The sequence below is a fragment of the Pseudomonas stagnisoli genome (assembly GCF_048595745.1).
GTDB classification, from domain to species: domain Bacteria; phylum Pseudomonadota; class Gammaproteobacteria; order Pseudomonadales; family Pseudomonadaceae; genus Aquipseudomonas; species Aquipseudomonas alcaligenes_A.
Genome location: NZ_CP184361.1, coordinates 1682908 through 1705762 on the forward strand (window position 1 = coordinate 1682908; position 22855 = coordinate 1705762).

At 65.9% G+C, this 22855-nt stretch carries 21 protein-coding genes and 1 pseudogene; 12 read left to right on the forward strand and 10 right to left on the reverse strand.

The window, feature by feature from the left end:
* The first annotated feature begins 65 nt into the window (after nucleotides 1-65).
* Entirely contained in the window at nucleotides 66-617 is a 552-nt protein-coding gene (locus tag ACOAPY_RS08165) for a glutathione peroxidase (RefSeq protein ID WP_465156073.1), read from the forward strand.
* 59 nt (nucleotides 618-676) lie between these two features.
* On the opposite strand, the gene ACOAPY_RS08170 is transcribed toward ACOAPY_RS08165, so the two are convergent.
* The 6 genes from ACOAPY_RS08170 to ACOAPY_RS08195 all read right to left on the reverse strand — a co-directional run bounded on the left by ACOAPY_RS08170 (nucleotide 677) and on the right by ACOAPY_RS08195 (nucleotide 7229).
* Nucleotides 677-1960: an outer membrane protein transport protein gene (locus tag ACOAPY_RS08170; RefSeq protein WP_465156075.1), complete on the reverse strand. Its 1284-nt coding sequence runs from the start codon at nucleotides 1958-1960 to the stop codon at nucleotides 677-679.
* A 134-nt stretch (nucleotides 1961-2094) separates the two neighbouring features.
* The gene (locus tag ACOAPY_RS08175; RefSeq protein ID WP_076579128.1) at nucleotides 2095-2574 is read right to left on the reverse strand and encodes a hypothetical protein; all 480 of its coding nucleotides are present in this window, start codon (nucleotides 2572-2574) and stop codon (nucleotides 2095-2097) included.
* A gap of 230 nt (nucleotides 2575-2804) precedes the next feature.
* A complete protein-coding gene (locus tag ACOAPY_RS08180) occupies nucleotides 2805-3485 on the reverse strand; it encodes a polysaccharide lyase family 7 protein (RefSeq protein WP_465156076.1) in 681 nt (226 codons plus the stop codon).
* Nucleotides 3486-3895: 410 nt separating this feature from the next.
* Nucleotides 3896-6421, reverse strand: a complete 2526-nt coding sequence (locus ACOAPY_RS08185; RefSeq protein ID WP_465156077.1) for a penicillin acylase family protein — start codon at nucleotides 6419-6421, stop codon at nucleotides 3896-3898.
* A gap of 110 nt (nucleotides 6422-6531) precedes the next feature.
* Nucleotides 6532-6729, reverse strand: a complete 198-nt coding sequence (locus ACOAPY_RS08190; RefSeq protein WP_021701673.1) for an SEC-C metal-binding domain-containing protein — start codon at nucleotides 6727-6729, stop codon at nucleotides 6532-6534.
* A gap of 5 nt (nucleotides 6730-6734) precedes the next feature.
* Nucleotides 6735-7229, reverse strand: coding sequence for an LEA/WHy family protein (locus ACOAPY_RS08195; RefSeq protein WP_465156079.1), 495 nt, complete (start codon nucleotides 7227-7229; stop codon nucleotides 6735-6737).
* Between the two features lie 112 nt (nucleotides 7230-7341).
* Between ACOAPY_RS08195 and ACOAPY_RS08200 the strand changes: the two genes are divergently transcribed.
* On the forward strand, nucleotides 7342-7896 hold the full coding sequence (locus tag ACOAPY_RS08200; RefSeq protein ID WP_465156080.1) for a hypothetical protein: 555 nt from the start codon (nucleotides 7342-7344) through the stop codon (nucleotides 7894-7896).
* Between the two features lie 40 nt (nucleotides 7897-7936).
* Here the strand turns inward: ACOAPY_RS08200 and ACOAPY_RS08205 are convergent, their stop codons facing one another.
* The 3 genes from ACOAPY_RS08205 to ACOAPY_RS08215 all read right to left on the reverse strand — a co-directional run bounded on the left by ACOAPY_RS08205 (nucleotide 7937) and on the right by ACOAPY_RS08215 (nucleotide 10074).
* A complete protein-coding gene (locus ACOAPY_RS08205) occupies nucleotides 7937-9046 on the reverse strand; it encodes a hypothetical protein (RefSeq protein WP_465156082.1) in 1110 nt (369 codons plus the stop codon).
* A 64-nt stretch (nucleotides 9047-9110) separates the two neighbouring features.
* Nucleotides 9111-9572 (reverse strand): YchJ family protein, encoded by a 462-nt coding sequence (locus ACOAPY_RS08210; RefSeq protein WP_465156084.1) that lies wholly within the window; start codon nucleotides 9570-9572, stop codon nucleotides 9111-9113.
* A 4-nt stretch (nucleotides 9573-9576) separates the two neighbouring features.
* A complete protein-coding gene (locus ACOAPY_RS08215) occupies nucleotides 9577-10074 on the reverse strand; it encodes a DUF6231 family protein (RefSeq protein ID WP_465156085.1) in 498 nt (165 codons plus the stop codon).
* Nucleotides 10075-10508: 434 nt separating this feature from the next.
* Here ACOAPY_RS08215 and ACOAPY_RS08220 point away from each other — a divergent pair.
* A pseudogene (locus ACOAPY_RS08220) lies at nucleotides 10509-10862 on the forward strand (OmpA family protein); the annotation flags it as partial.
* 134 nt (nucleotides 10863-10996) lie between these two features.
* Nucleotides 10997-11731: a PA1041 family peptidoglycan-binding anchor lipoprotein gene (locus ACOAPY_RS08225; RefSeq protein WP_465156087.1), complete on the forward strand. Its 735-nt coding sequence runs from the start codon at nucleotides 10997-10999 to the stop codon at nucleotides 11729-11731.
* Nucleotides 11732-11785: 54 nt separating this feature from the next.
* Here ACOAPY_RS08225 and ACOAPY_RS08230 read toward each other — a convergent pair whose 3' ends face one another.
* Complete coding sequence (locus ACOAPY_RS08230; RefSeq protein WP_465156088.1) at nucleotides 11786-12250, reverse strand: CopD family protein; 465 nt, start codon at nucleotides 12248-12250, stop codon at nucleotides 11786-11788.
* Between the two features lie 80 nt (nucleotides 12251-12330).
* Here ACOAPY_RS08230 and dinG point away from each other — a divergent pair, with 80 nt between their 5' ends.
* The 8 genes from dinG (at nucleotide 12331) to ACOAPY_RS08270 (ending at nucleotide 22843) form a co-directional block, all read left to right on the forward strand.
* On the forward strand, nucleotides 12331-14478 hold the full coding sequence (gene dinG, locus ACOAPY_RS08235; protein WP_465156090.1) for an ATP-dependent DNA helicase DinG: 2148 nt from the start codon (nucleotides 12331-12333) through the stop codon (nucleotides 14476-14478).
* A gap of 28 nt (nucleotides 14479-14506) precedes the next feature.
* Nucleotides 14507-15331: an SDR family NAD(P)-dependent oxidoreductase gene (locus ACOAPY_RS08240; RefSeq protein WP_465156091.1), complete on the forward strand. Its 825-nt coding sequence runs from the start codon at nucleotides 14507-14509 to the stop codon at nucleotides 15329-15331.
* Nucleotides 15332-15415: 84 nt separating this feature from the next.
* Complete coding sequence (locus tag ACOAPY_RS08245; RefSeq protein ID WP_465156093.1) at nucleotides 15416-16447, forward strand: glycosyltransferase family 2 protein; 1032 nt, start codon at nucleotides 15416-15418, stop codon at nucleotides 16445-16447.
* A gap of 9 nt (nucleotides 16448-16456) precedes the next feature.
* Nucleotides 16457-17422, forward strand: coding sequence for a hypothetical protein (locus ACOAPY_RS08250; RefSeq protein ID WP_465156095.1), 966 nt, complete (start codon nucleotides 16457-16459; stop codon nucleotides 17420-17422).
* Nucleotides 17419-18132 carry a hypothetical protein gene (locus ACOAPY_RS08255; RefSeq protein ID WP_465156096.1) on the forward strand — a complete coding sequence of 238 codons (714 nt, stop codon included), beginning with the start codon at nucleotides 17419-17421 and terminating at the stop codon, nucleotides 18130-18132. The genes ACOAPY_RS08250 and ACOAPY_RS08255 overlap by 4 nt, the downstream gene beginning before the upstream one ends.
* A complete protein-coding gene (locus ACOAPY_RS08260; protein WP_465156098.1) occupies nucleotides 18129-19232 on the forward strand; it encodes a glycosyltransferase family protein in 1104 nt (367 codons plus the stop codon). The genes ACOAPY_RS08255 and ACOAPY_RS08260 overlap by 4 nt, the downstream gene beginning before the upstream one ends.
* Nucleotides 19233-19300: 68 nt before the next feature.
* Nucleotides 19301-21571, forward strand: a complete 2271-nt coding sequence (locus tag ACOAPY_RS08265; RefSeq protein WP_465156099.1) for a beta-agarase — start codon at nucleotides 19301-19303, stop codon at nucleotides 21569-21571.
* Between the two features lie 126 nt (nucleotides 21572-21697).
* Nucleotides 21698-22843 (forward strand): serine hydrolase domain-containing protein, encoded by a 1146-nt coding sequence (locus ACOAPY_RS08270; protein WP_465156101.1) that lies wholly within the window; start codon nucleotides 21698-21700, stop codon nucleotides 22841-22843.
* Nucleotides 22844-22855 lie beyond the last annotated feature (12 nt).

Sequence of the window (22855 nt, forward strand, 5' to 3'; positions counted from 1 at the left end):
GGGCGTTGCCGAGGTCGGCGCGGGCGAGTAGCGTTGACGGAATGACCCATCAGGAGCATCTCGCCATGTTGTCGCGTACCGTTGCTATTTCACTGCTGTGCCTGCTCTCTGCGCCCGTGTGGGCGGCCGATTGCCCGCCATTGCTGAAAGCGCAGGGCGAGCTGCAGCAATTGCGCTCCAAGGAGCGCATCGACCTGTGCCAGCGTTTCGCCGGCAAGCCGCTGCTGGTGGTCAACACTGCCAGCCGTTGCGGCTTCACCCCGCAGTTCAAGGGGCTGGAGGCGCTCTACCAGCGCTACAAAGGCCAGGGCCTGGAAGTGCTGGGCGTGCCGTCGGATGATTTCCGCCAGGAGGCCGACGATTCCGCAGAGACGGCCAAGGTGTGTTTCATTGACTACGGCGTGACTTTCGCCATGAGCGAGCCGCAGGTGGTCAGTGGCGAGGCGGCCGCGCCGCTGTTTCGCGAGCTGGCTGCGCAGAGCAGTGCGCCGCGCTGGAACTTCTACAAGTACGTGGTGGGACGTGACGGCAAGGTGATCGCCAGTTTCTCCAGCCTGACCAAGCCGGACGACGAGGCGCTGATCGAGGCGATCGACAAGGCCATCGCCCAGCCGTGAAGTGGCGGACATGAAAAAGCCGGGCAAGTGCCCGGCTTTTTTGTGGCGACCTGCTGCTGTCAGAAGCGGTAGGTGGCTTGTAGACCCAGGCCGTGGGCGCTGTTGTTGTACTCGGCGCTGAAGCCCGGGGCGATTTCCGCACCGGCCAGTTCCTTGCTGGCCTGGTTGACCTTGGCGCTGCTCTCCTGCAGGTAGGAGTAGGCCACGTCGATGGTCAGGTCCGGGTTCGGCGACCAGCCGGCGCCCACCGAGAGCACCTTGCGGTTGCCTACCGGGATGCGCACGCTGCGGTGCGCGTTCTCGGCCGGCGACGGGTCGATGGCCAGGCCGGTACGCAGCACCCATTGCGGGTTGAGTTGGTACGACGCGCCAATGGCATAGGACCAGGTGTTGTGCCACTTCAGCTCTTCGCTGATTTCGCCGATCGGCTGCATGCCGAGCAGGCTCGGGGTGCCTTCGTTCTCGACCACGATTTCCTGCAGGCGGCTCCAGCGGGTGAAGGTGGTGCCGGCGTACAGGGTCCACTGGTCATCGAGCTTGTAGGTCACCGAGGTGTCGATGGTTTCCGGGGTAGTGAAGTCCAGGCTGGCATCGTAGTTGCCGTTGAACTGGCTGAAGATCGGGCCGCTGCCGTTGGTGATGCGGGTGCGGCCTTCCAGGGTGTAGTCGACCTTGGAGTGGTAGGTCAGGCCCCAGGTCAGGCTGTCGGTCACGTCGACCATCAGGCCGACGTTGAAGCCGTAGGCGACATCGTCGCCCTTGATGCCGACCTTGGTCTCGCCGGTACCCAGTGCGGCACTGTTGTCCAGCTTGTTGACCAGCTTGCCCTTGATCTTGTTGATGGTCGGACCGAAGCCGACGGAGACGCGATCATTGATCTGGTAGCTGAGGGTCGGCTGCAGGGTGACCACTTCGACCTTGCTGTACTGGCCCTTGAAGCGGCCGCCGAAGCTCTTCTCGTAGTCGCTGATCAGCGCGTAGGGCACGTACAGGCCGAGGCCCCAGCTGAACTTCTCGTCGATCGGGCTGGCGTAGTAGGCGAAAGGCACCGGAGTCAACGGCACCATGTCGCCCTTGTGGGTTTCGGCGCTGGCATCGTCGATGTCGACGTTGGCCTTGACCAGACCGAAGCCACCGACCACTTCCGGACGTTCCAGTTTGCTCAGGCCCGCCGGGTTGCCGAACAGGATGGAGGCATCGTTGACGGCCGAGGCGCGGCCGGCGAAGGAGGTGCCCATGCCGCTGACGCTTTGTTCGTTGATGGCAATTCCGTTGCCCAGGCTGTGAGTGGAAACCGCGCCGACGGCCAGCGCGAGAGAGGTCTTCAACCAGAGTTTTTTCATTAGGATGCTCACGAACGGTAAAACGGGGGCGGCAAGCTACGCGTTTTACCAAGCCTTGCCAACCGCTCTGGCACGGCTTTTTCGTGAACTTTCGTTAATCCGGAAACTGACCGATTGGTCGTCTTTTTCCGAGGTCAGGCGGCCTGGTAGGGTTCCTGTATGCAATGTTGCCAAGCCTGCAGGAAATCACGCAGGCGGCCTTGCGGCTGGAACACCTTGCGCCAGATGCGAGCCATGCCGTGCAGGTCGTCGGGTTCGGGCAGGCTGGGATACTCGCGCTCCACCAGGAGCCAGGCAATGGCGGTGGCGTAGCGCAGGTTGACGGTCAGCTCCAGATGCGGAGCTGCGAGGAAGGCATGCTGGCTGGCCAGGCCGCGCACCAGGCTGGCGAGGTCGGGGTCGCGGGCCAGGTGCTGGTCCCAGAGTTGCTGGTGGCGCAGTTCGCTGATGCGGTAGAGGCCGTGGCCCTGCCGGTCGTCTAGGACGCTGCCGAGCCCCGACTGGCTGGCGGCGGCGCCGAGCAGCAAGGCTTCGGCAATGGAGGAGTGGCGCCCCAGATAGAGCAGGGTAGGGCGGATGACATGCTGACGCAGATCGCTGGCGGCAATTCCCATAAGGCCCTCGCGAAAGGTGCCGGCGGGGTCAGGTGCCTGGCAGCTGTTCTTGGTTCTAATAAAGACCCCGCCGGAAGCGGGGTTAGCCGCTCGATTTGAAGTGTAGTGCGATGAAGGGGCTGTAAAGGGCTGTTTTTAAACTATTTAAGGTCGGTGAACCTGACTGATATGCCAGATGGCGATTAAAAGTTGTTCCTTTCTCGCGGGAACCGGCAGCGGCTCCCGGCGTTTCACGGCGTGTGTTCGATGCTCAGCTTGGTGAAGGTCACTGCGCCGGCTTCGGTGTTGTCGCCGGTGTTGTCCTGCACATAGCTGCCAGCCTTGAAGTACATGGTCTGCGTCGCCCAGGCCGGGTCGAGCTTGGCCGTCCACTTGAGGGTGTCGGTGCTGGGCGTCTTGGCGTACACGGCGAGGGTGCCGGTTTTGCTCAGGGCGATGGTGTAGGAGAAGGTCGCGCCCAGCGGGACATTGCGCAGCACTATGGCCTTGCTGGTGCTGATGCCCGGTTTCAGTCGGTAGATGGCGGCCACGCTGCCGGTTTGGGTCGAGGTGCTGTACTCATACTGCAGCTTGATGGGCGGGTCGTTGCCCTCGACGTTGTGGATCTGCCCGATGATGACCTTGCCGCTGGAGGGCACCTGGGTGACTTTCAGGGTGGCGCGCAGGTAGTTGTCGGCAGCCTGGTACTTCCAGTTGCGCAGCTTGCCGTCTGCATGGGTCTCGCGCAGCTCGCTGCGTGGGTACTTGGCGTTGGGGGTGGTGGTGCCGTCGACCGGAGCCCAGAAGAACAACGTACCGTCGATGTTCTTGAAGTAGTCGTCCTGATAGCCGCCAACGAGCAGCGGGGTGGCGATGGTGGTGGCGGGCTCGCCGACGGGGATGGTCAGGTTCCAGGTGTTGAGATCGATCATGGCGCGTGCGGCTCCGGCAGTAGTACGGGGTCATTCGGAGCGCCGCACTATCCCGATGCCTGAAACCGTCTAGCTGTCCTGCCAGTCACTGCACTTCGAACCTGCCGCGGCGCGCTCTGCGCCGGGCATGGCGCGCTTTATACGGCGGTCGCTGAAACGGTGAAATTACCTTTCGTCGTTAAATTGGCGTCAAAAATGCGCCTATTAATAAAAATGGAATTCCGCTTCCCTATCGTTACGCCTGATGGGCAAGGAATTTTTCTCGGAGTGGCGTGGGGGCGCCGAGTGCCCTTTGCGGGCCACGTGCCGACGAATGGAAGTGCCGGAATAGAGCGGTTTGTGCGCTGCAGCACGTTTGTGCTGTAAGCACAGAGGGCGCCCTGAGGCGCCCTCTGTGGACTGTCTGCGGATTATCTGCCCGGCATCAGCATCAGGCGCTTGTTGCCATAGACCCGGTCGATGTTGCCGCTCTGGAACGGGAAGCTCATGTAGCCCCCCTTGAGCCAGGCCTCGATGCCGTCGGCATAGTGTCGGCTGGCCGGGTTGCCGGACTGGCCGGAGCTGTTGAGGCCGATCATCGGCTCGGGCAGGCCGAAGTCGACGACGACGCGCATGGCCGGGATCAGCCACACGTCGAAGTCGTTGCCCCACGCGTAGGCGGCCACGTTGAGGGTGCCGTGGTCGCCGCCGGCCGGGTAGGGGCCGCGATCCAGGTAGCTGCCGATCGACTCGATGCTGCTGCGCTGGCTGGCGCTGAGGTAGGGCGCCATCTTGCTGGCGTTGCTGGTCCAGCGGTACTGGTGCAGCTTGCCCCATTGCCAGGCGCTGCGATTGGCGCCCAGTTCGCCTTCCAGGAAGGTCACGGTGTTGGCCAGACTGCGTGCCAGGATGGCCGCCTTGTCTTCCTTCTGCGCGGTCTTTACATCGTCCCAGAACGGGCTGTCGTCGCGGCCGAGAAGATGGTCGGCCTGGGCCGAGTAGCTGTTGTTGGCGGTGTCCACCAGCGCCTGCCAGGCCGGGCTGGTCTGCGGGCCCAGTTCGTCGAGGAAGGTGGCCTTGGCACTCTCCTGCAGGAAGGCGCTGTAGAGGGCGGCATCGGCCGAGGTGGCGGCCATGCGCCCGTCGAAGGCCATCAGGCGCTTGTGCGCCTCCTCGGCCTTGGCTCGCTCCGGGGCGGGCAGGGCGGCGATGGCCTGCTTCAGCGGCGCGGCCATGCTGGGGGCGTCGAGCACGGCTTGCAGCTTGCCGGCGAAGGGCGTGGTCTGGTCGTACTGCATGGCGATCATGCTTTTCTGGTCGTGCTTGCCGCTCCCGGCCAGTTGCGCGATGCGCTCGGCGCGTTCCGGGTAGAACCAGGAGTTGGACAGCTGCATGCCGTAGCCACGCGGCACGGTGCGGTGGTTGGCGGTGCCCAGCCAGCCCTGTAGGGGGTCCTGGTCGTAGGGGTGCAGCATGGGGTCGGCGTAGCCGTCCCAGTCGTAGGCGCCGTTCCAGCCGGGCGAGGGCACCAGGCCGGTACCCTGCTTGCGGTTGGGGTAGCGGCCGGTGACCTGCCAGCCGATGTGCTGGGCGTCGGCGAACACCATGTTCAACGCCATGGCACGTACTTCGCGGGTGGCCTCGAAGGCCTGCTCCACCGATTGCGCGCGTGACAGGTCGAAGAAGGCATCAATCGAGCGATCCGCTTCGGCCTGGATGCTGCGCAGGGCCAGGCCGTAGCCGCTGCGCAGCGGCAGCGGTTGCAGCGGCGACTTGCGCTCACCCAGGGCGGAGTTCAGCAGCGGGCCGTGGCGGGTTTCCCAGATGGTTTCGCGGATCGGCCGCTGGCCCTTGATGAAGAAGGTTTCCTGGCGTTCGCGGGCTGGCTGCCATTTGCCGTCGGCCATGTAGTAGAGACGGCCGCCCTCGCGCTTCACCTGTTCGAGGAACAGGTCCTGGTTGTCGCCCATGACCATGGTCATGCCCCAGGCCAGCTTGCCGTTGAAGCCGGCGACCACTGCCGGGACGCCGGCGATGGAGACGCCGGCGGCCTGAAATTTCGGCGAGCGGATCTGCACGAAGTTCCACACCGAGGGCATGGACAGCGGCAGGTGGGTGTCGTTGGCCAGCAGGCTCTTGCCGCTGCGGCTGTTCTGCGGGGCGATGGCCCAGTTGTTGGAGGCGGCGACGCCGAGCATGTTCAGCGCGGCCACCTGGCCAGCGGCGTCGTTCACCGCGGCCAGCCCTGGGATCTGCCCGCTCAGGCTCAGGCCGCGCAGCTTCTCGGCTTCCTCGAAGGGCAGCGGCTCGTCCGGGTAGCTTGGCAGCAGCCAGGCCAGCTTGTCCGCACCGACCTTGTCCGCCAGCTTGAGGGCGGCGATTTCTTCCTGCAGGTTGACCGACAGGCCGAAGTTGAGCAGGCAGAACAGCAGCACCGAGTCTTCCGGCTTCCAGTAGGCGGGGCGATAGCCGCTCTCGGCCAGGTCCATCGGCAGCCTGTCCTGGTAGCGGAACAGGTAGGCGTTGACGCCGCGGGCGTAGACCTCGAAGAACTTCTTGATGCGCGGCGAGGCGTTCTTGTAAAGCACCTCGGCCTCGGCCTTGAGGTTGACCGTGCGCATGAATCGGTCGATTTCCAGCATGCCGGGGCCGTTCATCTCGGCCAGACGGCCTTCGGCCAGCAGGCGCATGCCGACCATCTGGCTGAGGCGGTCGGCCGCGTGCACGTAGCCCAGGGTGAACAGAGCGTCGTGGAAGGTGGTGGTCTCGATCAGCGGCATGCCCAGCGGGTTGCGCCTTACCACCACGCTCTGCGCCAGGCCCTGGACGCGAACGATGCCCTGGTCCGGGTGAACGCTGTCAGCGTAGCGACTGTTGAGGAAGGACTGGCAGCCGCCCAGTAGCAGGGTACTGCCGAGGGTGGCGAGAGTGGTCAGGCGGAGAAAGCGCGAACCCATGACTGGCTCCTGGCGCAGGGAGACGGATGATGGGTGCGGATTGTAGAGGGCGAATGCGCCGGGGAGTAGGGGCTCGGCAGGGGGCTGGCCCTGCCGGAGGGGCGTTCAGGTCAGGCGCCGTGGCACTTCTTGAACTTCTTTTGGCTGCCACAGGGGCAGGGATCGTTGCGCCCGACTTCCTTCAGCGGGTTGCGCACCGGTTCCTGGTGGTGATGGTTGCAGTGCGGGCCGTGCACGTGACCGTCATCGTGGTGATGATCGTGGTCGTGGTTGCAGTCGGGGCCGTGGACGTGGGGTTGCTGAGTCATGAAGCTCACTCCGGGATGTAATCGCCGGGGATTATCTCGCCATTGCGCTGCAGATGCACGCTGCGGCCGAACAGCAGGCCGGTCTTCACTTCGCCGCGCAAGCGGTAGCGAATCGGTGCTTCGGGCTCTTCCATGGCTTCGACCACACCCTTCAGATGACGCCAGAGGTTGGTGCGCACCGGCACTTCGAATTCCGCGTGGCCGCGGGCAGGGACGGTGACCCACTGGCTGGATTCGCCCTCGGCCAGTGGCGTGTCGTTCAGCTGGATGGCATAGGTCAGGCCACGGATCGGCAGCTCGGAGGCGTTGGGGTTGTCGACGCGAAAACGCAGCGAGAACCGCTGCTCGAGCAGTTTGGCTTTGATCACATCGACCTTGACGAGGTGGACCTCCGGGTTCTGGAAGTCGTCGTCGAACCAGCTGGCGCACCCCGAGAGTCCGAGATGCAGGGCCAGGATGGTCGCCAGGCCGATGGTGCGTGCGAGTGCCTTCAGAAACATTGCATGACCCCAATCGACGGCCCAGTGTAACAAGCAGCTGCTAGGTGGCCACCAGCTGTTTAAGGAAAAAATCTGCGCCATACTGGGGGCCGAATTGGACAGGAGTGTGACCATGAGCCTCTACGAGATCGCCTTCGCCGGGCAGGTGGTGCCGGGCGCGCCGCTGGAACAGGTGAAGGCGAACCTGGCGCGGCTGTTCCAGGCTGATGAGCAGCGCATTGCACTGCTGTTTTCCGGGCGGCGCGTCGTGATCAAGAGCGGCCTGGATGCCGCCGGTGCCGAGAAATACCGTGCGACCATGGAGCGGGCCGGCGCCTTGGCCATCGTCCAGGCGCTGCCGGTGGAAGAGGTGGAGATGGCGCCGCCGCCTGCGCCTGCACCTGCTCCAGTGACCGCGGCGCCGGCCGCCGCGCCAGTGCGCAGCGGCGGTTCGGCCCGGGTGATCCCGCGTGACGAATACATGGCCGCGTTCAGCGATGTGGAAGCGCCGGACTTCGGCATCGCGCCCGTGGGCGCCGATCTGCAGGATGCCAAGGCCGAAGCGCCGGCGCCGGCAGTCGATCTGTCGCAGTTCAGCCTGGCGCCGGTGGGCAGCGACATGGGGCAGGCCAAGGCGGCTCCGCCCGCGCCGCCACCGGACACCTCGCACCTCAAACTGCAGGAATAAAGAACGAGGCCCGCATCTGCGGGCCTCGTCTTGTCTGGCATCAGCTCTTACTGCTAGTGCACTTGGCCTGGGCCTGGGGTGGCGTCAGGTTGCGGATCGAGGTGTAGAACAGTTCGCAGGTCTGCACTTTGTCCGTCACCTGCCATTTCTGCGTGCAGGCGTCCAGCGCCTGTTGCGGGTCGGCGCCAGGGTTCTGGCCCATGCCGGCCTGCCAGCAGGCGGCGCTGATATCCTGACCCATGACCTTGAGGCCTGCGGCGTCGGCCTTGGCCTGGTCGCCGCCATAGTTCTGCGGATCGGCCGCGTACCAGATGTAACTCGGGTGGTTGGCGCCCAGCACCGCCACGTCCTGACCTGGCGCCGGGGTGATCGTGTCCAGACCCAGCACGCCGATGTTGGCGTCATAGGTCTTGTTGATCCACGCGCGCACCGGCCCGCCGAAAGCGACCATCGGCAGCGCGTTGCCATCGCCTGCGGTGAGCTGGGCAACCATGGTCTTCTGGTAGTCGGTGAAATAGTCGTAGACGCCCTGCAGATCGTTGCCGGCGCTGGCCGGTGCGGCGATCGGGGCGATGTCGATGATGGTCTGATAGGCCGGTGTCTGCGCCGCCGCCACGCCGTTCTCGGTGAGCAGCGCGGCCCAGCGGTCGGTGGTCTTGGACTCCAGGTAGTCCTGGGCCTGGGTCAGCGAGTAGTCCGGTGGGAAGTGCAGCAGTTCGACGCTCTTGCGATTCTCCAGAGCCATGCCCAACGGCAGGAAGAAGTACCAGCTGTACTGCCACTTGCCATCGCTGTTGAGCTTGCTGGCGCCGTCGAAGGCCAGGTCGCCGGCGTTCAACAGATTGATCAGTGGCGCGCCATAGTCATTCGGTACGCCACTGAAGCTGGCGCTGAGCATGTCACCTTCGCGGAAGACCTTGACCTTGGCGTCGGGGTAACCGTCGCGTTTCAGGCTCTGGCCGAGGTAATGCTCGGCGGTCTGTTCCAGGGTCCAGTCGCGATAACAGATCACGCTGCAGTTGTTGGGATAGGCGAACAGGCGGGCGACCCGTTCGCTGCTGCCCAATTCGACCCGGACATCATCGGCCTGGACGGCGCCGATCCATAGCAGGGCGGCCAGAGCGGTCGCCGTTCCACTGTACTTGTGCATCTGCTTCTCCTTGTGCGACCCGGCCCCCCGCCGGGTTCTGGTCTGCAACTGAAGCAGAGAATTCCTAGCTCAGGTAGCTGGCACAGCATTTTTTGAATTTCTGCCCACTGTCGCAGGGGCAGGGATCGTTGCGCCCGGCCTTGAGCGGGACGGTCGGATCAATGAAGTACCAGCGCCCGGCCTGCCGGACGAAGGCCGAGCGCTCGCGATGGCTGTGCTCGCTGTCGCCGTCGTGCCAGCGCGCGGTAAAGGTGACGAAGGCGTGTGTATCGAGCAGCTCGCTGCCTTCCACTTCCAGGCCTAGCCAGGTGCTGGCGAGGCTCCAGGCACGCATGCTGTCGCGATCCAGCGCCGCCTGCTGGGCGGGCAGGGTAGTCGCCACCAGGTAGTCGATCAGACCCAGCGTGTAGGCGCTGTAGCGTGAGCGCATCAGCTGCTCGGCGCTGGGGGCCGGCTGACCCTGATGCCATTTGCCGCAGCAGTCGCTCAGCGGTAAGCCGCTGCCGCAGGGACAGGTATGGCTCATTGCATCACCACCAGTACTTGCCGAAGTTTTCCGGGTTGGCCCAGAACTTGGCGTTGAGCCAGTCGGGCACCTGCTTGTACTCGCGCAGATCGTAGGTGAACAGGCTCAGCGTCTGCTCGTCGCGCTGAAAGCGCTCGCTGGCCTGCAGGGCCAGGGCATAGAGGTCGGTTTCCTGCCAGTCGCAGGCATCCAGGTCGACCAGCACGGCCAGGCGGCTGGCGTTGAGGTTGCGAATGCCTCCCAGCAGCTCCAGAGCTGTGCGTTTGGGCAGGTGTTCCAGGCAATCCAGTACCACTGCCACGTCGTAGCGTCGCGCAGCCAGCTCCGCTGGCAGAGGGCCCGCGGGGGCGTGCGCCAGCTGCACGGCTGGATGGGCTTCCTGGTAGGCGGTTAGCGCCGGCAGCTGGCTGGCACCCACCAGCAGTACGTGTTGCGGGGCGTAGTTATCGAGCAGCGCGGCCAGCGCCTGCTGCGGTGTGCGAGTTGAAATGGAGAAGGACATGATTGGCAAATCCCGGGGACGAATGCCAAGACTATCGCGCTACACCAATTTGTCCTATGGACCTTGGTATGGAAAGTGCCTATAACTGGCGGATAGTAAGGAAGCGATCTTTACTTCTTTGCTATCGGTTTCACGCCGATTTCCCCAACAGGAGACCTAAGAAGATGAGTATCACAAGGAAAGCTGTACCCCTGATTCTGGCGAGCGGCCTGCTGACCGGCTGTGCTGGGATTCAGAAAACCGATTGGCCGACTTGCGCCGCGGTCGGCGGCGTCACTGGCGCCGCACTGGGCGCGATCGAAAGCTCCGAGTGGGCCGGTGGCGGTGCGCTGCTGGGTGCCGGCATGGCCGCAGCCTACTGCTGGGTCCATGGTGCTGAAGAGCAGGTTGCTGTGGTCGAGGAGACCGTGGTTGAGGAAGTTGTCGCCGAGCCGGCTGAGCCCGTTCGCGTCGAGCTGGATGTCAAGTTCGACTTCGACAAGACCGCAGTCAAGCCGGAAAGCCAGGCTGATATCAAGGCCCTGGCCGATTTCATGAGCCAGTACCCGTCCACCACCACCGTGGTTGAAGGTCACACCGACTCCGTCGGCACTGACGCCTACAACCAGGGCCTGTCCGAGCGCCGTGCCAACGCTGTGCGCGATGTACTGGTCAACCAGTATGGTGTAGGCGGCGATCGCGTCAGCTCGGTAGGTTATGGTGAAACCCGTCCGGTGGCCGATAACGCCACCAGCGAAGGCCGCGCCATCAACCGTCGCGTTGAAGCCGAAGTCGAAGCTCGCCCCTAAGTAGGCCTCTCCCGTAAAGGCGACTGCTGTCTTTCATGCAGTCGTCTACCGGGACTGGCTTGTACACTTTGGGGGACGGGTCTTTACTCCTGTGTTACCGGTAATCGAACCGGTGACACAGGAGAACCCTCGCCATGAGAACAAAACTCTCAAGGGCTGCATTACCCCTTCTCTTGGTCAGCAGTGTTCTTTCTGGTTGCGTCACGACTTCCAGTACGGGAGATGCGCCGCTCAACCAAGGGAACTGGCCTATCTGTACGGCGATTGGCGGCCTGGCCGGAGGTGGTCTTGGCGCAATCGAAAGTTCTGCTTGGGCAGCTGGAGGCGCGGTGGCCGGTGCGGTCGTCGGGACTCTGATCTGTTATGCCCAGGATGGCGACCAGGATGGCGACGGCGTGTTCGATCGCCGTGATCGCTGCCCGGATACCCCGCCCAATACCCCGGTGCGCCACAATGGCTGCCCGCTGCCCACCTACCCGGATCAAGCTCCCGAACCTGCTGTCGAGGCAGCCGAGCCGGTGCGTGTCGAGCTGGACGTCAAGTTCGATTACGACAAGTCGGTGGTCAAGGAAGAAAGCAGGGCCGACATCAAGGCCGTGGCTGACTTCATGAGCCAGTATCCGCAGACCACCACCACGGTGGAGGGTCATACCGATTCCAACGGCTCCGATGCCTATAACCAGGGTCTCTCCGAGCGGCGTGCCAATGCCGTGCGTGACGTACTGGTCAATCAGTACGGCGTCGCGGGGGATCGTGTGTCGTCGGTAGGGTATGGCGAGTCGCGTCCGGTGGCGGATAACAACACCGATGAAGGGCGCGCCGTCAACCGCCGGGTCGAGGCATCGGTCGAGGCGCAGCCCGCGCAATAGTGTGGCGATCTACTCCCGTGTCACTTGCAGGTGGCACGGGAGGTAATTGCAGGATCAGAACGTCGGGCGTGCGGCCGCGATGGCTACCAGTGCCATGCCGACCAGCAGGTTGCTGCCGACCAGGCGGCGGATGCGTCCCAGTACCTCGCCACCGGCCGGCCAGTTCTGGGTCTCGACGGCACGGCGCAGCTGCGGCAACTGCAGCAGGCGCACGCGCAGGAACAGTGCAACCATCACCAGATACAGGCCCATCATCACCTGGACGTAGCGCGGCGCGGTTTCGAAGCCGGCGAAGCGCATGTGCAGCATACCCATGCCTGACACCGGCAATGTCAGGACCGCGATCCATACCCACAGGAAGAAGCGCTGGAACACCTCCAGCCATAGGCTCAGGCGTTCCGGCGCTTGCAATTTGGCCACGGCGGCCGGGCGCAAAATCATCCAGGCGAAGAACATGCCGCCTACCCAGACCAGGGCGGCCAGCACATGCACGGCATACAGGGCGGAAAAGACAGTCATCGGCAGACTCCGGTTAACGATGGCGCGTGAGCATAACCTATCGGTAAACTACTGAAAATTTATCCAGCCTTTGCGCGCCCATGCTCAGTTCCGAACTCAAGTCCCAGATCCAGGGCGCCTACAGCCGTTTCCTCGAAGCCAAGGGGCTCAAGGCCCGCTATGGCCAGCGCCTGATGATTGCCGAAGTGGCCAAGGTGCTCGGTGCGATCAAGACCAACGACGAAGGCCAGCGCGATGGCGAGCCCGCCGTGGTGGCGGTGGAGGCCGGTACCGGTACCGGCAAGACGGTGGCCTACAGCCTGGCCGCCATTCCCTCCGCCAAGGCCGCCGGCAAGCGTCTGGTGATTGCCACCGCGACCGTGGCGCTGCAGGAGCAGATCGTTCACAAGGACCTGCCGGACCTGATGCGCAACGCCGGCCTGCAGTTCAGCTTCGCCCTGGCCAAGGGCCGTGGTCGCTACCTGTGCCTGTCCAAGCTCGACATGCTGCTGCAGGAAGGCCAGGCGCAGAGCGCCACCGCGCAGATGTTCGAGGAAGAGGGCTTCCGCATCGATGTCGATGAGCAGAGCCAGAAGCTCTACAGCAAGATGATCGAGAAGCTGGCCGGCAACCGCTGGGACGGCGACCGCGACAGCTGGCCCGAGGAGCTGGAAGACCAGGTCTGGAGTACCCTGACCACCGATCACAGCCAGTGCACCAACCGCCACTGCCCGAATTTCCAGCAGTGCGCCTTCTACAAGGCGCGCGAGGGCATGACCAAGGTCGACGTCATCGTCACCAACCACGATATGGTCCTGGCCGACCTGGCCCTGGGTGGCGGCGCCGTGCTGCCGGACCCGCGCGAAACCATCTACGTGTTTGACGAGGGCCATCACCTGCCGGACAAGGCCATCGGCCATTTCGCCCACTTCACTCGCCTGCGCAGTACCGCCGACTGGCTCGGCCAGGTGGAGAAGAATCTGACCAAGCTGCTGGCCCAGCACCCGTTGCCCGGCGACCTCGGCCGGCTGATCGAGCAGGTACCCGAACAGGCGCGCGAGCTGCGTACCCAGCAGCAGTTCATGTTCAGCGCCTGCGAGCAGCTGGCCGACTTCCGCACCGGCGAGGACATGGAGGGCCGCGAGCGGCCGCGCCATCGCTTCGAGGGCGGCCTGGTGCCGGAGCATCTGCGCGAACTGGGCATCGAACTGAAGAAAGGCTTCGCCAAGCTCACCGACGTATTCACCCGCCTCACCGAGCTGCTCAAGCAGGCGATGGATGACGAGGGCAGCAGTATTGGCCTCGCCAGTCACCAGGCGGAGGAGTGGTACCCGCTGTTCGGCAGCCTGCTGTCCCGCGCCCAGGGCAACTGGGAGCTGTGGACCGCCTTTACCGTCGAGGACCCGGAAGACAGCCCGCCGATGGCGCGCTGGCTGACCCTGGCCGAGAGCGGCGCGGCCTTCGATATCGAGGTCAACGCCAGCCCGATCCTGGCCGCCGAGACCCTGCGCCGCAATCTGTGGAACGTCGCCTACGGCGCCCTGGTGACCTCGGCCACCCTGACCGCGCTGGGGACCTTCGACCGCTTCCGCATGCGTTCCGGCCTGCCCAAGGCGGCCGTGACCGCCGTGGTGCCGAGTCCGTTCCACCATGCCGACGCCGGCGTGCTGCGGGTGCCGGACCTCAAGGCCGACCCACGTGACGCCGCCGCCCACACCGCCGCTATCATTCGCGACCTGCCGGAACTGGTGAAGGGCGCGCGTGGCACCCTGGTGCTGTTCTCCTCGCGCAAGCAGATGCAGGACGTGTTCGACGGCCTCGACCGTGACTGGCGCAAGCGCGTGCTGATCCAGGGCAACCTGTCCAAGCAGGAGACCCTGAACAAGCACAAGGCGCGGGTCGACGACGGCGAAGAGAGCGTGCTGTTCGGCCTGGCCAGCTTCGCCGAGGGCGTCGACCTGCCCGGTGCCTACTGCGAGCACGTGGTGATCGCCAAGATTCCCTTCGCAGTGCCGGACGACCCGGTGGAGGCGGCGCTGGCCGAGTGGATCGAGGCTCGCGGCGGCAATCCGTTCATGGAAATTGCCGTGCCCGACGCCTCGCTGCGTCTGATCCAGGCCTGCGGCCGCCTGCTGCGTACCGAGGCCGACCGCGGCACTATCACCCTGCTGGACCGCCGTGTGGTGACCCAGCGTTACGGCAAGGCGATCCTTAACGCCCTGCCGCCGTTCCGCCGCGAAATCGCCTGATCTCATTCACCTGCCAGGGAGTTGGCCCATGCGCACCATCCTCATCACCGGTTGTTCCACCGGCATCGGCCACGCCACTGCGCTGGCCTGCCGCGCCGCCGGCTGGCGCGTGTTCGCCTCGGCGCGCAAGGCGGCGGACGTCGCCCGTCTGCAGGCCGAAGGCTTCGAGGCGGTGCTCCTGGACCTGGACGACTCCGCCAGTATCGCCACGGCCCTGGCCTGGGTGCTCGAGCACAGCGGCGGCACCCTCGATGCACTGTTCAACAACGCCGGCTACGGCCAGCCCGGCGCCATCGAGGACTTGCCGCGTGCGGCCTGGCGTGAGCAGTTCGAGAGCAATCTGTTCGGCCCCATCGAGCTCACGAGTGCGGTGTTGCCGGTCATGCGCCGCCAGGGCCACGGTCGCATCCTGTTCAACAGTTCGGTGCTCGGCTATGCGGCGTTGCCGTTGCGTGGTGCCTACAACGCCTCCAAGTTCGCCATGGAAGGAATGGTCGATACCCTGCGCCTGGAGCTGGCTGGCAGCGGCATCGAGGCGGTGCTGATCGAGCCGGGGCCGATCATCGCGCGCTTCCGCGCCAACAGCCTGCTGGCCCTGCGCAAGCACGTGGATACCAGCCGTGGCGCCCATGTCGCCAGCTATGCGCTGATGGAGGAGCGCCTGGCCAAGGAGGGCGCGGCGGTGAAATACACCCTGCCGGCGGAGGCGGTGGCCGAGGCGGTGCTGCAGGCACTGGATAGTCACGTGCCGCGCACCCGCTATCCGGTGACAGTGCCGGCCAAGCTGTTCCGCGTGCTCAATCGCCTGTTGCCGGATCGTCTGCTCGACCGGATCAAAGGCGGCACCGTCTGACGCCAGCGTGAGCTGGTGCAAGTCGGTGCGGATGGCGGCCTGGTAGTCTGCCGCCATCGCTCATGGATGAACCGAGGGGCAAGGATGAACCTGCATGATCTGGCCGCACGCACGGCCCTGGTACTGGAAACCAACAACCTGCGCGGTGGCGCCGACCTGGCCAAGGTGGCCGGCAGCCTCGCGCGTCTGTTCGAGCACCTCAAGGGCCAGAGTCTCGCGCTGAGCCGCCTGGGCCAGGTGGTGGTGACCCATGATGGCCTGCCTGAGCCGGTCTGCGACGAATTGCGGCGCAGCTCCGGCCTGGCGCTGCAGTTCGTCCTGATCGACGCCAGCACCGGCTACTACGCGGCGAAGAACCTCGGCTTCGCGGCCCTGGATGCGGCGCATTGCGATCATGTGGTGTTCGCCGATGCCGACTGCATTCCCGCCGTAGACTGGCTCGAACAGCTGCTGTTGCCGTTGTGCGTCGAGCAGCCGCCGGCCGTGGTGGCCGGGCGCACCAGCTACAGCAGCAGCCTCGCCGGCACGGCGCTGACCACCATCGACTTCATGTATTTCCCCAGCCCGCTGCAGGCCGGCGCCACCCGTAACTTCTACGCCAACAATGTGGTGTTCCGCCGCGAGGTGTTCGCCGAGCATGCCTATCAGGCGCTGGACGGTGTCTATCGCGCCCACTGCCAGGTCCTCGGCCTGCGCCTGCAAGCCGCCGGCATCGCGCTGCACTACGCCGCCGCGGCGCATACCGAGCACCGCCTGCCGGACAGTCGCGCTGAGGCCATCAAGCTGCGCTGGATGCGCGGCCAGGACTCGGTCGGCCTGACGCCCTACCTGGTGCAGGCCTACCTGCCGGCCCGGCTGCACTGGTTCGCGCGCAGTGGCCCGCTGGCACCGCTGTGCATCCTGTTTGCCCGCCTGGGTTACAGCCTGCGCGCGCTCAACCACCAGGACCTGCCACCCGTGCGCGGATTGCGACGGATCGGCGCCATGGCTCTGATTGCCGCCTTCTCCGCCATCGACATGTGCGGCGCCCTGGCCCGTGGCCTGGGGATCAATACGCTCGGCAAGGCCGAGGCCGATGCCCAGGCGCTGTCCTACCACAAGCCCGCCACTCACTGAGGAACGACCATGGAAGCGTCGAAATGGCTACCGCGCAGTACCCTGCTGGCCCTGTTGCTGGGCGCCGGAATGGCCCAGGCCGAAGTATTCAGCGAGCGTGGCGTGCATGTCTTCGCCAGCGCCAGTGGCTGCCCGCTGGGCGTGCTCAGCGACTGTAACCGCATCGCCCTGGACGATGCGTACAGCCGCGTCGAGCTGGACCGTGCCGCCGGCACCATCCTGTTCCGCAACACCCGGGACTATGCCGACGACGCGGTCATCGGTGACGTGCTGCTGCACGGCCAGGCCAGGGCCGCTGACGGCCGTCTGGTGCCGGTCAGCCTGCACCTGCTGGTCAGCAAGGATGGTCAGGACTGGAGTACCAGCGTGCATGCCCATGCGCCGGTGCCGGGCGATCTGACCGAGGTGAAGCTGGACGCCCTGCGCGTCGAGGCCGAGGTCGATGGCCAGCGCCAGGTGCTGCTCACCCATGAACAGGCGCTGCGCACGCTGGCCTCGCCTTCCACCGCGGCCAAGCTGGCCAAGCAGTTCGTCCAGGTGCGCGACAACCGGGTCGAAGCGGCCAAGGCGGAGTACTCGGATATCACCATCGCCCTGGGCCTGGGCAAGGCCGCGCTGCCGGCGGTGCGCGCCAGCCTGCATGTGCCGGGCGGTCACGCCGATCTGGCCAAGGCACTGCAGCACGGCGACTGGACCCTGGAACTGCAGGCCCTGCGCAGCCGTTTGCCACTCTCGGTGATCCAGCGCGACCTGTTCCTGTTCGGCATGGAGCAGGTCGAGCTGCTGCAGCCGCTGCGCGAGGTGGGTTTTGCCAAGCATGACAAGCTGCTGCTCGGCGCCCGCGACGGCAAGGGCTACCTGAGTTTCCGTGGCCAGCAGGTCGACTATCCGCAGGCCGGCACGGCAGGTCAGGCTTTCCTGCAGGACAGCTTCATCGGCCTGGTGCTCAGCGGCCAGCAGCACGCCAGTCCATGACCGTCGTGCACTTGGCGGCTTTCGCCGCGCCACGCCTGCGCGGCTGGCCGCGCCTGCAGGCCTGGCTGGTCGACCGCATCAAGCGCGCGGCTCTGCGTCAGCTGCACGCCAGCCGGGCCGGCGAACTGCTGTTGCTGCGCGTCTACTTGATCGGCGAGGAAGCTACCGAGAAGACTCTGCAGCACGAGCTGATGCCGACCGCTCCGGCCTGGCTGCAGCGCCAGGTCGACCAGCACCTGCGCGAAGAGCAGGAGCACAGCGAGCTGTTTGCCGCCGCCATGCGCGAGCGCGGCATGCAGCCACCGGTCGAGCTGCGGCCGGACTGGCTCAGCCGCGCCAAGATCGGCCGCTGGCAGCGTATCGCCCGGCGCCATGCGCCGTACTTCCAGCAGGGCGTGCTGGTGCCGGCCTACGCCATCGGCCTGTGTGCCGAGCAGATGGCCGAGCGGGTGCTGACCCGTCATCGTGCGGTGCTGCCCGCCGACCATCCGCTGCAACCGCTGCTCGCCCGCGTGCTGCATGACGAAGGCAAGCACGTGCGGCTGTGCATGCGCACCCTGAGCCTCAGCGTCAGCGACGCGGAGATGCCCCATCTGCAGCGTTTGCTGGCCGAGGCGCGGGCGGTAGACCGTTCCTTTGGCGTCAGCGGTGCAGTCGGTATGTACCTGGCCGGCGTGTGGCTGCGGCTGAGGGCGCGTTTCGTCGAATGAACCCGCGGATTATCTACCTGGCCACTGCCGATGCGCGTGGCCACCTGATGCGTGCCCAGCTGCTGAGTCGTGCCCTGATCGAACGTGGCGCCGAGGTGCGGGTGCTGACCACCTCGGAGGAGGGCGCGACCTTCCTCGGTGAGTTCGGTATTGCCGCCGAGGTGCTGTCGCGGCACTACGCGGTGCAGTTCGATGCGCAGCAGAACATGCTGCGCGCGGCCACCGACCGCAACGTCGCGCGCTACCTGTTCAACCCCCGGCACATGCTGCGCGATATCTGGCGTCTGCGGCGGCTGATGGCTGACATCGATCTGCTGGTCAACGACTCTTTTCACCCAGCGCTACTGGTGATGGGCTGCCTGCCCGGCTGGCGGAACAAGGTGGTGCATGTGTATGGCGCCAGCCTGCGCCGGGCGCTGCAGAGCAATTTCGAGGGGCGCCTGCCGCACTGGCTGGCGCGGGCGTTTGCCGCGGCCATCGGCTTCGAGCTGGGGCGGGCGCGGGCGCGTTTGCAGCACGACTTTGCCTATGCAGAGGCGCAGTGCACGGCGTCGGGCAGCTTCAACCTGCCGACGCCGGTGGCCCTGGCGGCGAGTCAGGCGCCCACGCAGGGCGCGCGGGCGGCCGTGTACCTCAATCCGCACTTTCGTGACCCGCTGCTGGCCGAAGGATTGGAGCAGGGGTTGGCGGCTGCCGGGCTCGACAGTCTGCGGGTCGGCGAAGGCTATGCCGGGCGACCTGGCTGGCTGGCGCGCGATCCGCAGTGGGTCGAGGTAGCGGCAAGCAGTGCCTTGATCGTCTCGGCGCCAGGCATGGCGGCGCTGTCCGTTGCCCAGGTCTATGGCCGGCCGATCCTGCTGCTGGTCACCGACCAGCCGGAGCAGCTCGGTAACGCGCAGCGCGCCGCCGAGCTGGGGTTGTTGCACGAGGTGGTGAGCTGGCAGGGCGATGCGTCAGCCTTTGCCCTCGCGCTGCAGGTGGCGGCGCAGCGCCTGCTGGCGGCCGGGCAGAGCGACGCCAGCGAAGGGGCGGTGCGGGCCAGGGCGCGGCTGGAGGCCTGGGTCGACTGCCTGCTGGAGCTTGCCGAAGCGCCCAGTTAAAGCGTTCCGGGGTGGCAATGGCAGGCCCGCCTGGTGTCTACTTGGCCATCTTCCGGAGTACCAGTTCGATGATTCGCCGTTATCTTCCCCTCGTCCTTGCCCTCCATTTCGCCGCGCCTGCAGTGGCCGCTCCCGAGGGCCAGCAGACCCTGTTCAGTTTCATCAAGCCCACCGACGTGGTGAAGGTCGAGAGCCAGTTCGCCAGCTTTCCCGAGCTGACGGCCGAGGCCACCCCCGAAGGCGAGGTGCTGCGTCGCTACACCTTCAACGCCGCCGATAATCCCAGCATGCGCCTGAGCCCGCAGACCGGCGACTGGGACTGGTCGCAGGCAGGTGCCATGAGCCTGCGCCTGCAGAACGCCATGGACTGGGCCATCACCCTGGAAGTGCGTATCGAGAGTCGCGACGGCAAGCAGCTGACCAGCCGTATCGCGCTGCCGGCCGGCCCGGCGCAGACGCTGCTGATGCCGCTCGCCGCCACCTCGCCACGGGCCCAGGGCATGCGCGCCGCGCCGCCGATGCCGGTGACCGTGGACGGTCAGCGCGTACTGCTGGCCGACACCGTGGAAGGCGAGCTGAACCTGGCCCAGGTCAGCGCCGTGACCCTGAGCATGAGCAAGCCGGACGCCGCGCAGAGCATTCTGCTCGGTCGCTTCGGCGTACAGGCTGGCGATGCCGCACAGAAGGCCGTCTATACCGGCATCATCGATGCCTTCGGCCAGTACAGCCGCGGCCAGTGGCCGGAGAAGGTGAGCAAGGAGCAGCAGCTGCGTGACGGCGCGGCACGCGAGGCCGAACAGCTCAAGACCTGGCTGGCCGAGCGCCCGCAGCAGGACAAGTTCGGCGGCTGGCTGGGCGGACCGAGTTTCGAGGCCAGCGGTTTCTTCCGCAGCGAAAAGCGTGACGGCCGCTGGTATCTGGTCACTCCGGAGGGCAATCCCTTCTATTCCCTTGGCGTCAATGCAGTCAGCGCCTGGCAGAGCCAGACCTACGTCGAAGGTCGCGAGAGCATGTTCAGTGCACTGCCCAAGGATGGCGAGCCGCTGGCCGCCTATTACGGCAAGCGAGACAGCCGCAGCGACAGCGGTGCCAGTCGTGGTCGCGCCTTTGATCACGGGCGCTGGTTCGACTTCTACCGGGCCAACCTGCAGCGCAGCCATGCGCAGCCGTGCCCAGTGCCTCCCACGCCGCTGGCCGCCACCCCAGCGCCGGCAGAGGCCGTGGCCTGCCCGCCGCCCGGGTTCGATGCCGAGCGCTGGACCCAGCATGCCCTTGACCGCCTGCAGGCCTGGGGTTTCAACAGCCTGGGCAACTGGAGCGACGACACCCTGGGCGCGGCCAAGCGCATGCCCTACAGCATTCCGCTGTCGATTTCCGGGGACTACGCCACCATCAGCACGGGGCATGACTGGTGGGGCGGCATGCCCGACCCGTTCGACCCACGCTTCGCCATGGCCGCCGAACGCGCCATCGCCATCGCCACCCGCGACCGTCGCGACGATCCCTGGTTGCTCGGCTTCTTCGCCGACAACGAACTGGCCTGGGCCGCGCCCGGCACCGACCCGAAGGCGCGTTATGCCCTGGCTTACGGCACCCTGCGCCTGACCACCGATGTGCCGGCCAAGCGTGCCTTCCTCAAGCAGCTGCGCGACAAGTACCGCAACCAGAACGGCCTGTCCAAGGCCTGGGGCATTGAGCTCAAGGCCTGGGAGCTGATGGAGGATCCGGGCTTCGAGGCGCCGTTGCCGAGCGCCGAGTTCCCGCAGATCGAGCAGGACCTGCAGCGCTTCCAGCAGCTGTTCGCCGAGACCTACTTCAAAACCATCGCCGATTCGCTGAAATGGCATGCGCCCAACCATATGCTGCTCGGCGGCCGCTTCGCCATTGCCACGCCGGAGGCCATCGAGGCCTGCGCCCGCCATTGCGACGTGCTCAGCTTCAACTTCTATGTGCGCGAACCGCAGCACGGCTACGACTTCGCCACCCTGCGGGCGCTGGACAAGCCGGTACTGGTCACCGAGTTCCACTTCGGCTCGCGTGACCGCGGCCCGTTCTGGGGCGGCGTTGCCGAGACCTATAAAGAAGAGGAGCGTGGCCCTGCCTATGCCCACTTCCTGGCCAGGGCCCTGGAGGAGCCGGCAATCGTCGGTGTGCACTGGTTCCAGTACCTCGATCAGCCCGCCAGTGGCCGCCTGCTCGATGGCGAGAACGGTCACTTCGGCCTGGTCGCCATCACCGACCGGCCCTGGCAGGGCTTCGTCGAGGCGGTGCGCAAGGCCAACCTGGCCGTGCCGGCACAATGGTTGGTGAAGCCTGCGCAGACGCCCGCCAAGCCCTGAAACCGTCAAGACCCGGCCCGTCCGGCAGACCGTTGGTCTGAGCGAGTGACCTGAGCGAGATGCCAGGATTCACATGACAGGCCGAGGCTGGAACAATGCCCGCCATTCTGACCGAGGAGTATCAGGTTGCAGATTCAGGGTTATTTCGACCTGCGCTTCGAGGCGCTGAAAGACGCCTTCGCCGAACTTTTCGACGATCCGCAGGAACGAGGCGCTGCCCTGTGCGTGCAGGTCGGTGGCGAGACCGTCGTCGATATCTGGGCCGGTACTGCCGATAAGGACGGTGCGCAGGCCTGGCACAGCGACACCATCCTCAACCTGTTCTCCTGCACCAAGACCTTCGCCGCCGTCGCCGCCCTGCAGCTGGTGGAGCAGGGCAAGCTCGAGCTGGACGCTCCCGTGGCCCGCTGGTGGCCGGAGTTCGCCGCCGCCGGCAAGGAGCGTGTGACCCTGCGTCAGCTGCTCTGCCATCGCGCCGGCTTGCCGGCCCTGCACGCGCCGCTGCCGGCCGAGGCGCTGTACGACTGGGCGCAGATGACCAGCGCCCTGGCTGCGGAGCGCCCGTGGTGGACGCCTGGCGAGACCCATGGCTATTCACCGATCACCTATGGCTGGCTGGTCGGCGAGCTGTTGCGCCGGGCCGACGGCCGCGGCCCGGGCGAATCCATCGTCGCGCGCATTGCCCGGCCGCTGGGGCTCGACTTCCACGTCGGCCTGGCCGACGAGGAGTTCCCGCGCGTCGCCCACATCGCCCGCAAGAAGGGCGACATGGGCGATGCCGCCGCCCAGCGCCTGCTCAAATGCATGATGAGCGAACCGGCGTCACTGACCACCTGTGCCTTCGCCAATCCGCCGTCTATTCTCACCAGTACCAACAAGCCGGAATGGCGGCGCATGCAACAGCCGGCGGCCAATGGCCACGGCAATGCCCGCGCGCTTGCCGGCTTCTACGCAGCCCTGCTGGATGGCCGCCTGCTAGAGCCGGAGCTGCTTGGCGAGATGACCCGCGAACACGCCTGCGGCGAAGACCGCACCCTGTTGACCGCCACCCGTCTGGGGCTGGGCTGTATGCTCGACCAGCCGGACGTGGCCAATGCTACCTATGGCCTGGGCCCGAAGGCTTTCGGGCACCCGGGGGCGGGCGGCTCGGTCGGTTTTGCCGACCCTGACCACGACGTCGCTTTCGGCTTCGTCACCAATAGTCTCGGACCATATGTACTCATGGACCCGCGCGCGCAGAAACTGGCGCGAATGCTGGGCCGTTGCCTGTAACTTGCTTGGGGG

What these genes read in the sequence shown, in the direction of transcription:
- ACOAPY_RS08200 (WP_465156080.1), top strand. Translation starts at nt 7,342, where the DNA reads ATGAGCCTCTACGAGATCGCCTTCGCCGGGCAGGTGGTGCCGGGCGCG.
- ACOAPY_RS08165 (WP_465156073.1), top strand. Translation starts at nt 66, where the DNA reads ATGTTGTCGCGTACCGTTGCTATTTCACTGCTGTGCCTGCTCTCTGCG.
- ACOAPY_RS08240 (WP_465156091.1), top strand. Translation starts at nt 14,507, where the DNA reads ATGCGCACCATCCTCATCACCGGTTGTTCCACCGGCATCGGCCACGCC.
- ACOAPY_RS08215 (WP_465156085.1), bottom strand. Translation starts at nt 10,074, where the DNA reads ATGTCCTTCTCCATTTCAACTCGCACACCGCAGCAGGCGCTGGCCGCG.
- ACOAPY_RS08195 (WP_465156079.1), bottom strand. Translation starts at nt 7,229, where the DNA reads ATGTTTCTGAAGGCACTCGCACGCACCATCGGCCTGGCGACCATCCTG.
- ACOAPY_RS08245 (WP_465156093.1), top strand. Translation starts at nt 15,416, where the DNA reads ATGAACCTGCATGATCTGGCCGCACGCACGGCCCTGGTACTGGAAACC.
- ACOAPY_RS08180 (WP_465156076.1), bottom strand. Translation starts at nt 3,485, where the DNA reads ATGATCGATCTCAACACCTGGAACCTGACCATCCCCGTCGGCGAGCCC.
- ACOAPY_RS08190 (WP_021701673.1), bottom strand. Translation starts at nt 6,729, where the DNA reads ATGACTCAGCAACCCCACGTCCACGGCCCCGACTGCAACCACGACCAC.
- ACOAPY_RS08170 (WP_465156075.1), bottom strand. Translation starts at nt 1,960, where the DNA reads ATGAAAAAACTCTGGTTGAAGACCTCTCTCGCGCTGGCCGTCGGCGCG.
- ACOAPY_RS08255 (WP_465156096.1), top strand. Translation starts at nt 17,419, where the DNA reads ATGACCGTCGTGCACTTGGCGGCTTTCGCCGCGCCACGCCTGCGCGGC.
- ACOAPY_RS08185 (WP_465156077.1), bottom strand. Translation starts at nt 6,421, where the DNA reads ATGGGTTCGCGCTTTCTCCGCCTGACCACTCTCGCCACCCTCGGCAGT.
- ACOAPY_RS08260 (WP_465156098.1), top strand. Translation starts at nt 18,129, where the DNA reads ATGAACCCGCGGATTATCTACCTGGCCACTGCCGATGCGCGTGGCCAC.
- ACOAPY_RS08205 (WP_465156082.1), bottom strand. Translation starts at nt 9,046, where the DNA reads ATGCACAAGTACAGTGGAACGGCGACCGCTCTGGCCGCCCTGCTATGG.
- ACOAPY_RS08210 (WP_465156084.1), bottom strand. Translation starts at nt 9,572, where the DNA reads ATGAGCCATACCTGTCCCTGCGGCAGCGGCTTACCGCTGAGCGACTGC.
- ACOAPY_RS08265 (WP_465156099.1), top strand. Translation starts at nt 19,301, where the DNA reads ATGATTCGCCGTTATCTTCCCCTCGTCCTTGCCCTCCATTTCGCCGCG.
- ACOAPY_RS08250 (WP_465156095.1), top strand. Translation starts at nt 16,457, where the DNA reads ATGGAAGCGTCGAAATGGCTACCGCGCAGTACCCTGCTGGCCCTGTTG.
- ACOAPY_RS08225 (WP_465156087.1), top strand. Translation starts at nt 10,997, where the DNA reads ATGAGAACAAAACTCTCAAGGGCTGCATTACCCCTTCTCTTGGTCAGC.
- ACOAPY_RS08230 (WP_465156088.1), bottom strand. Translation starts at nt 12,250, where the DNA reads ATGACTGTCTTTTCCGCCCTGTATGCCGTGCATGTGCTGGCCGCCCTG.
- ACOAPY_RS08175 (WP_076579128.1), bottom strand. Translation starts at nt 2,574, where the DNA reads ATGGGAATTGCCGCCAGCGATCTGCGTCAGCATGTCATCCGCCCTACC.
- dinG (WP_465156090.1), top strand. Translation starts at nt 12,331, where the DNA reads ATGCTCAGTTCCGAACTCAAGTCCCAGATCCAGGGCGCCTACAGCCGT.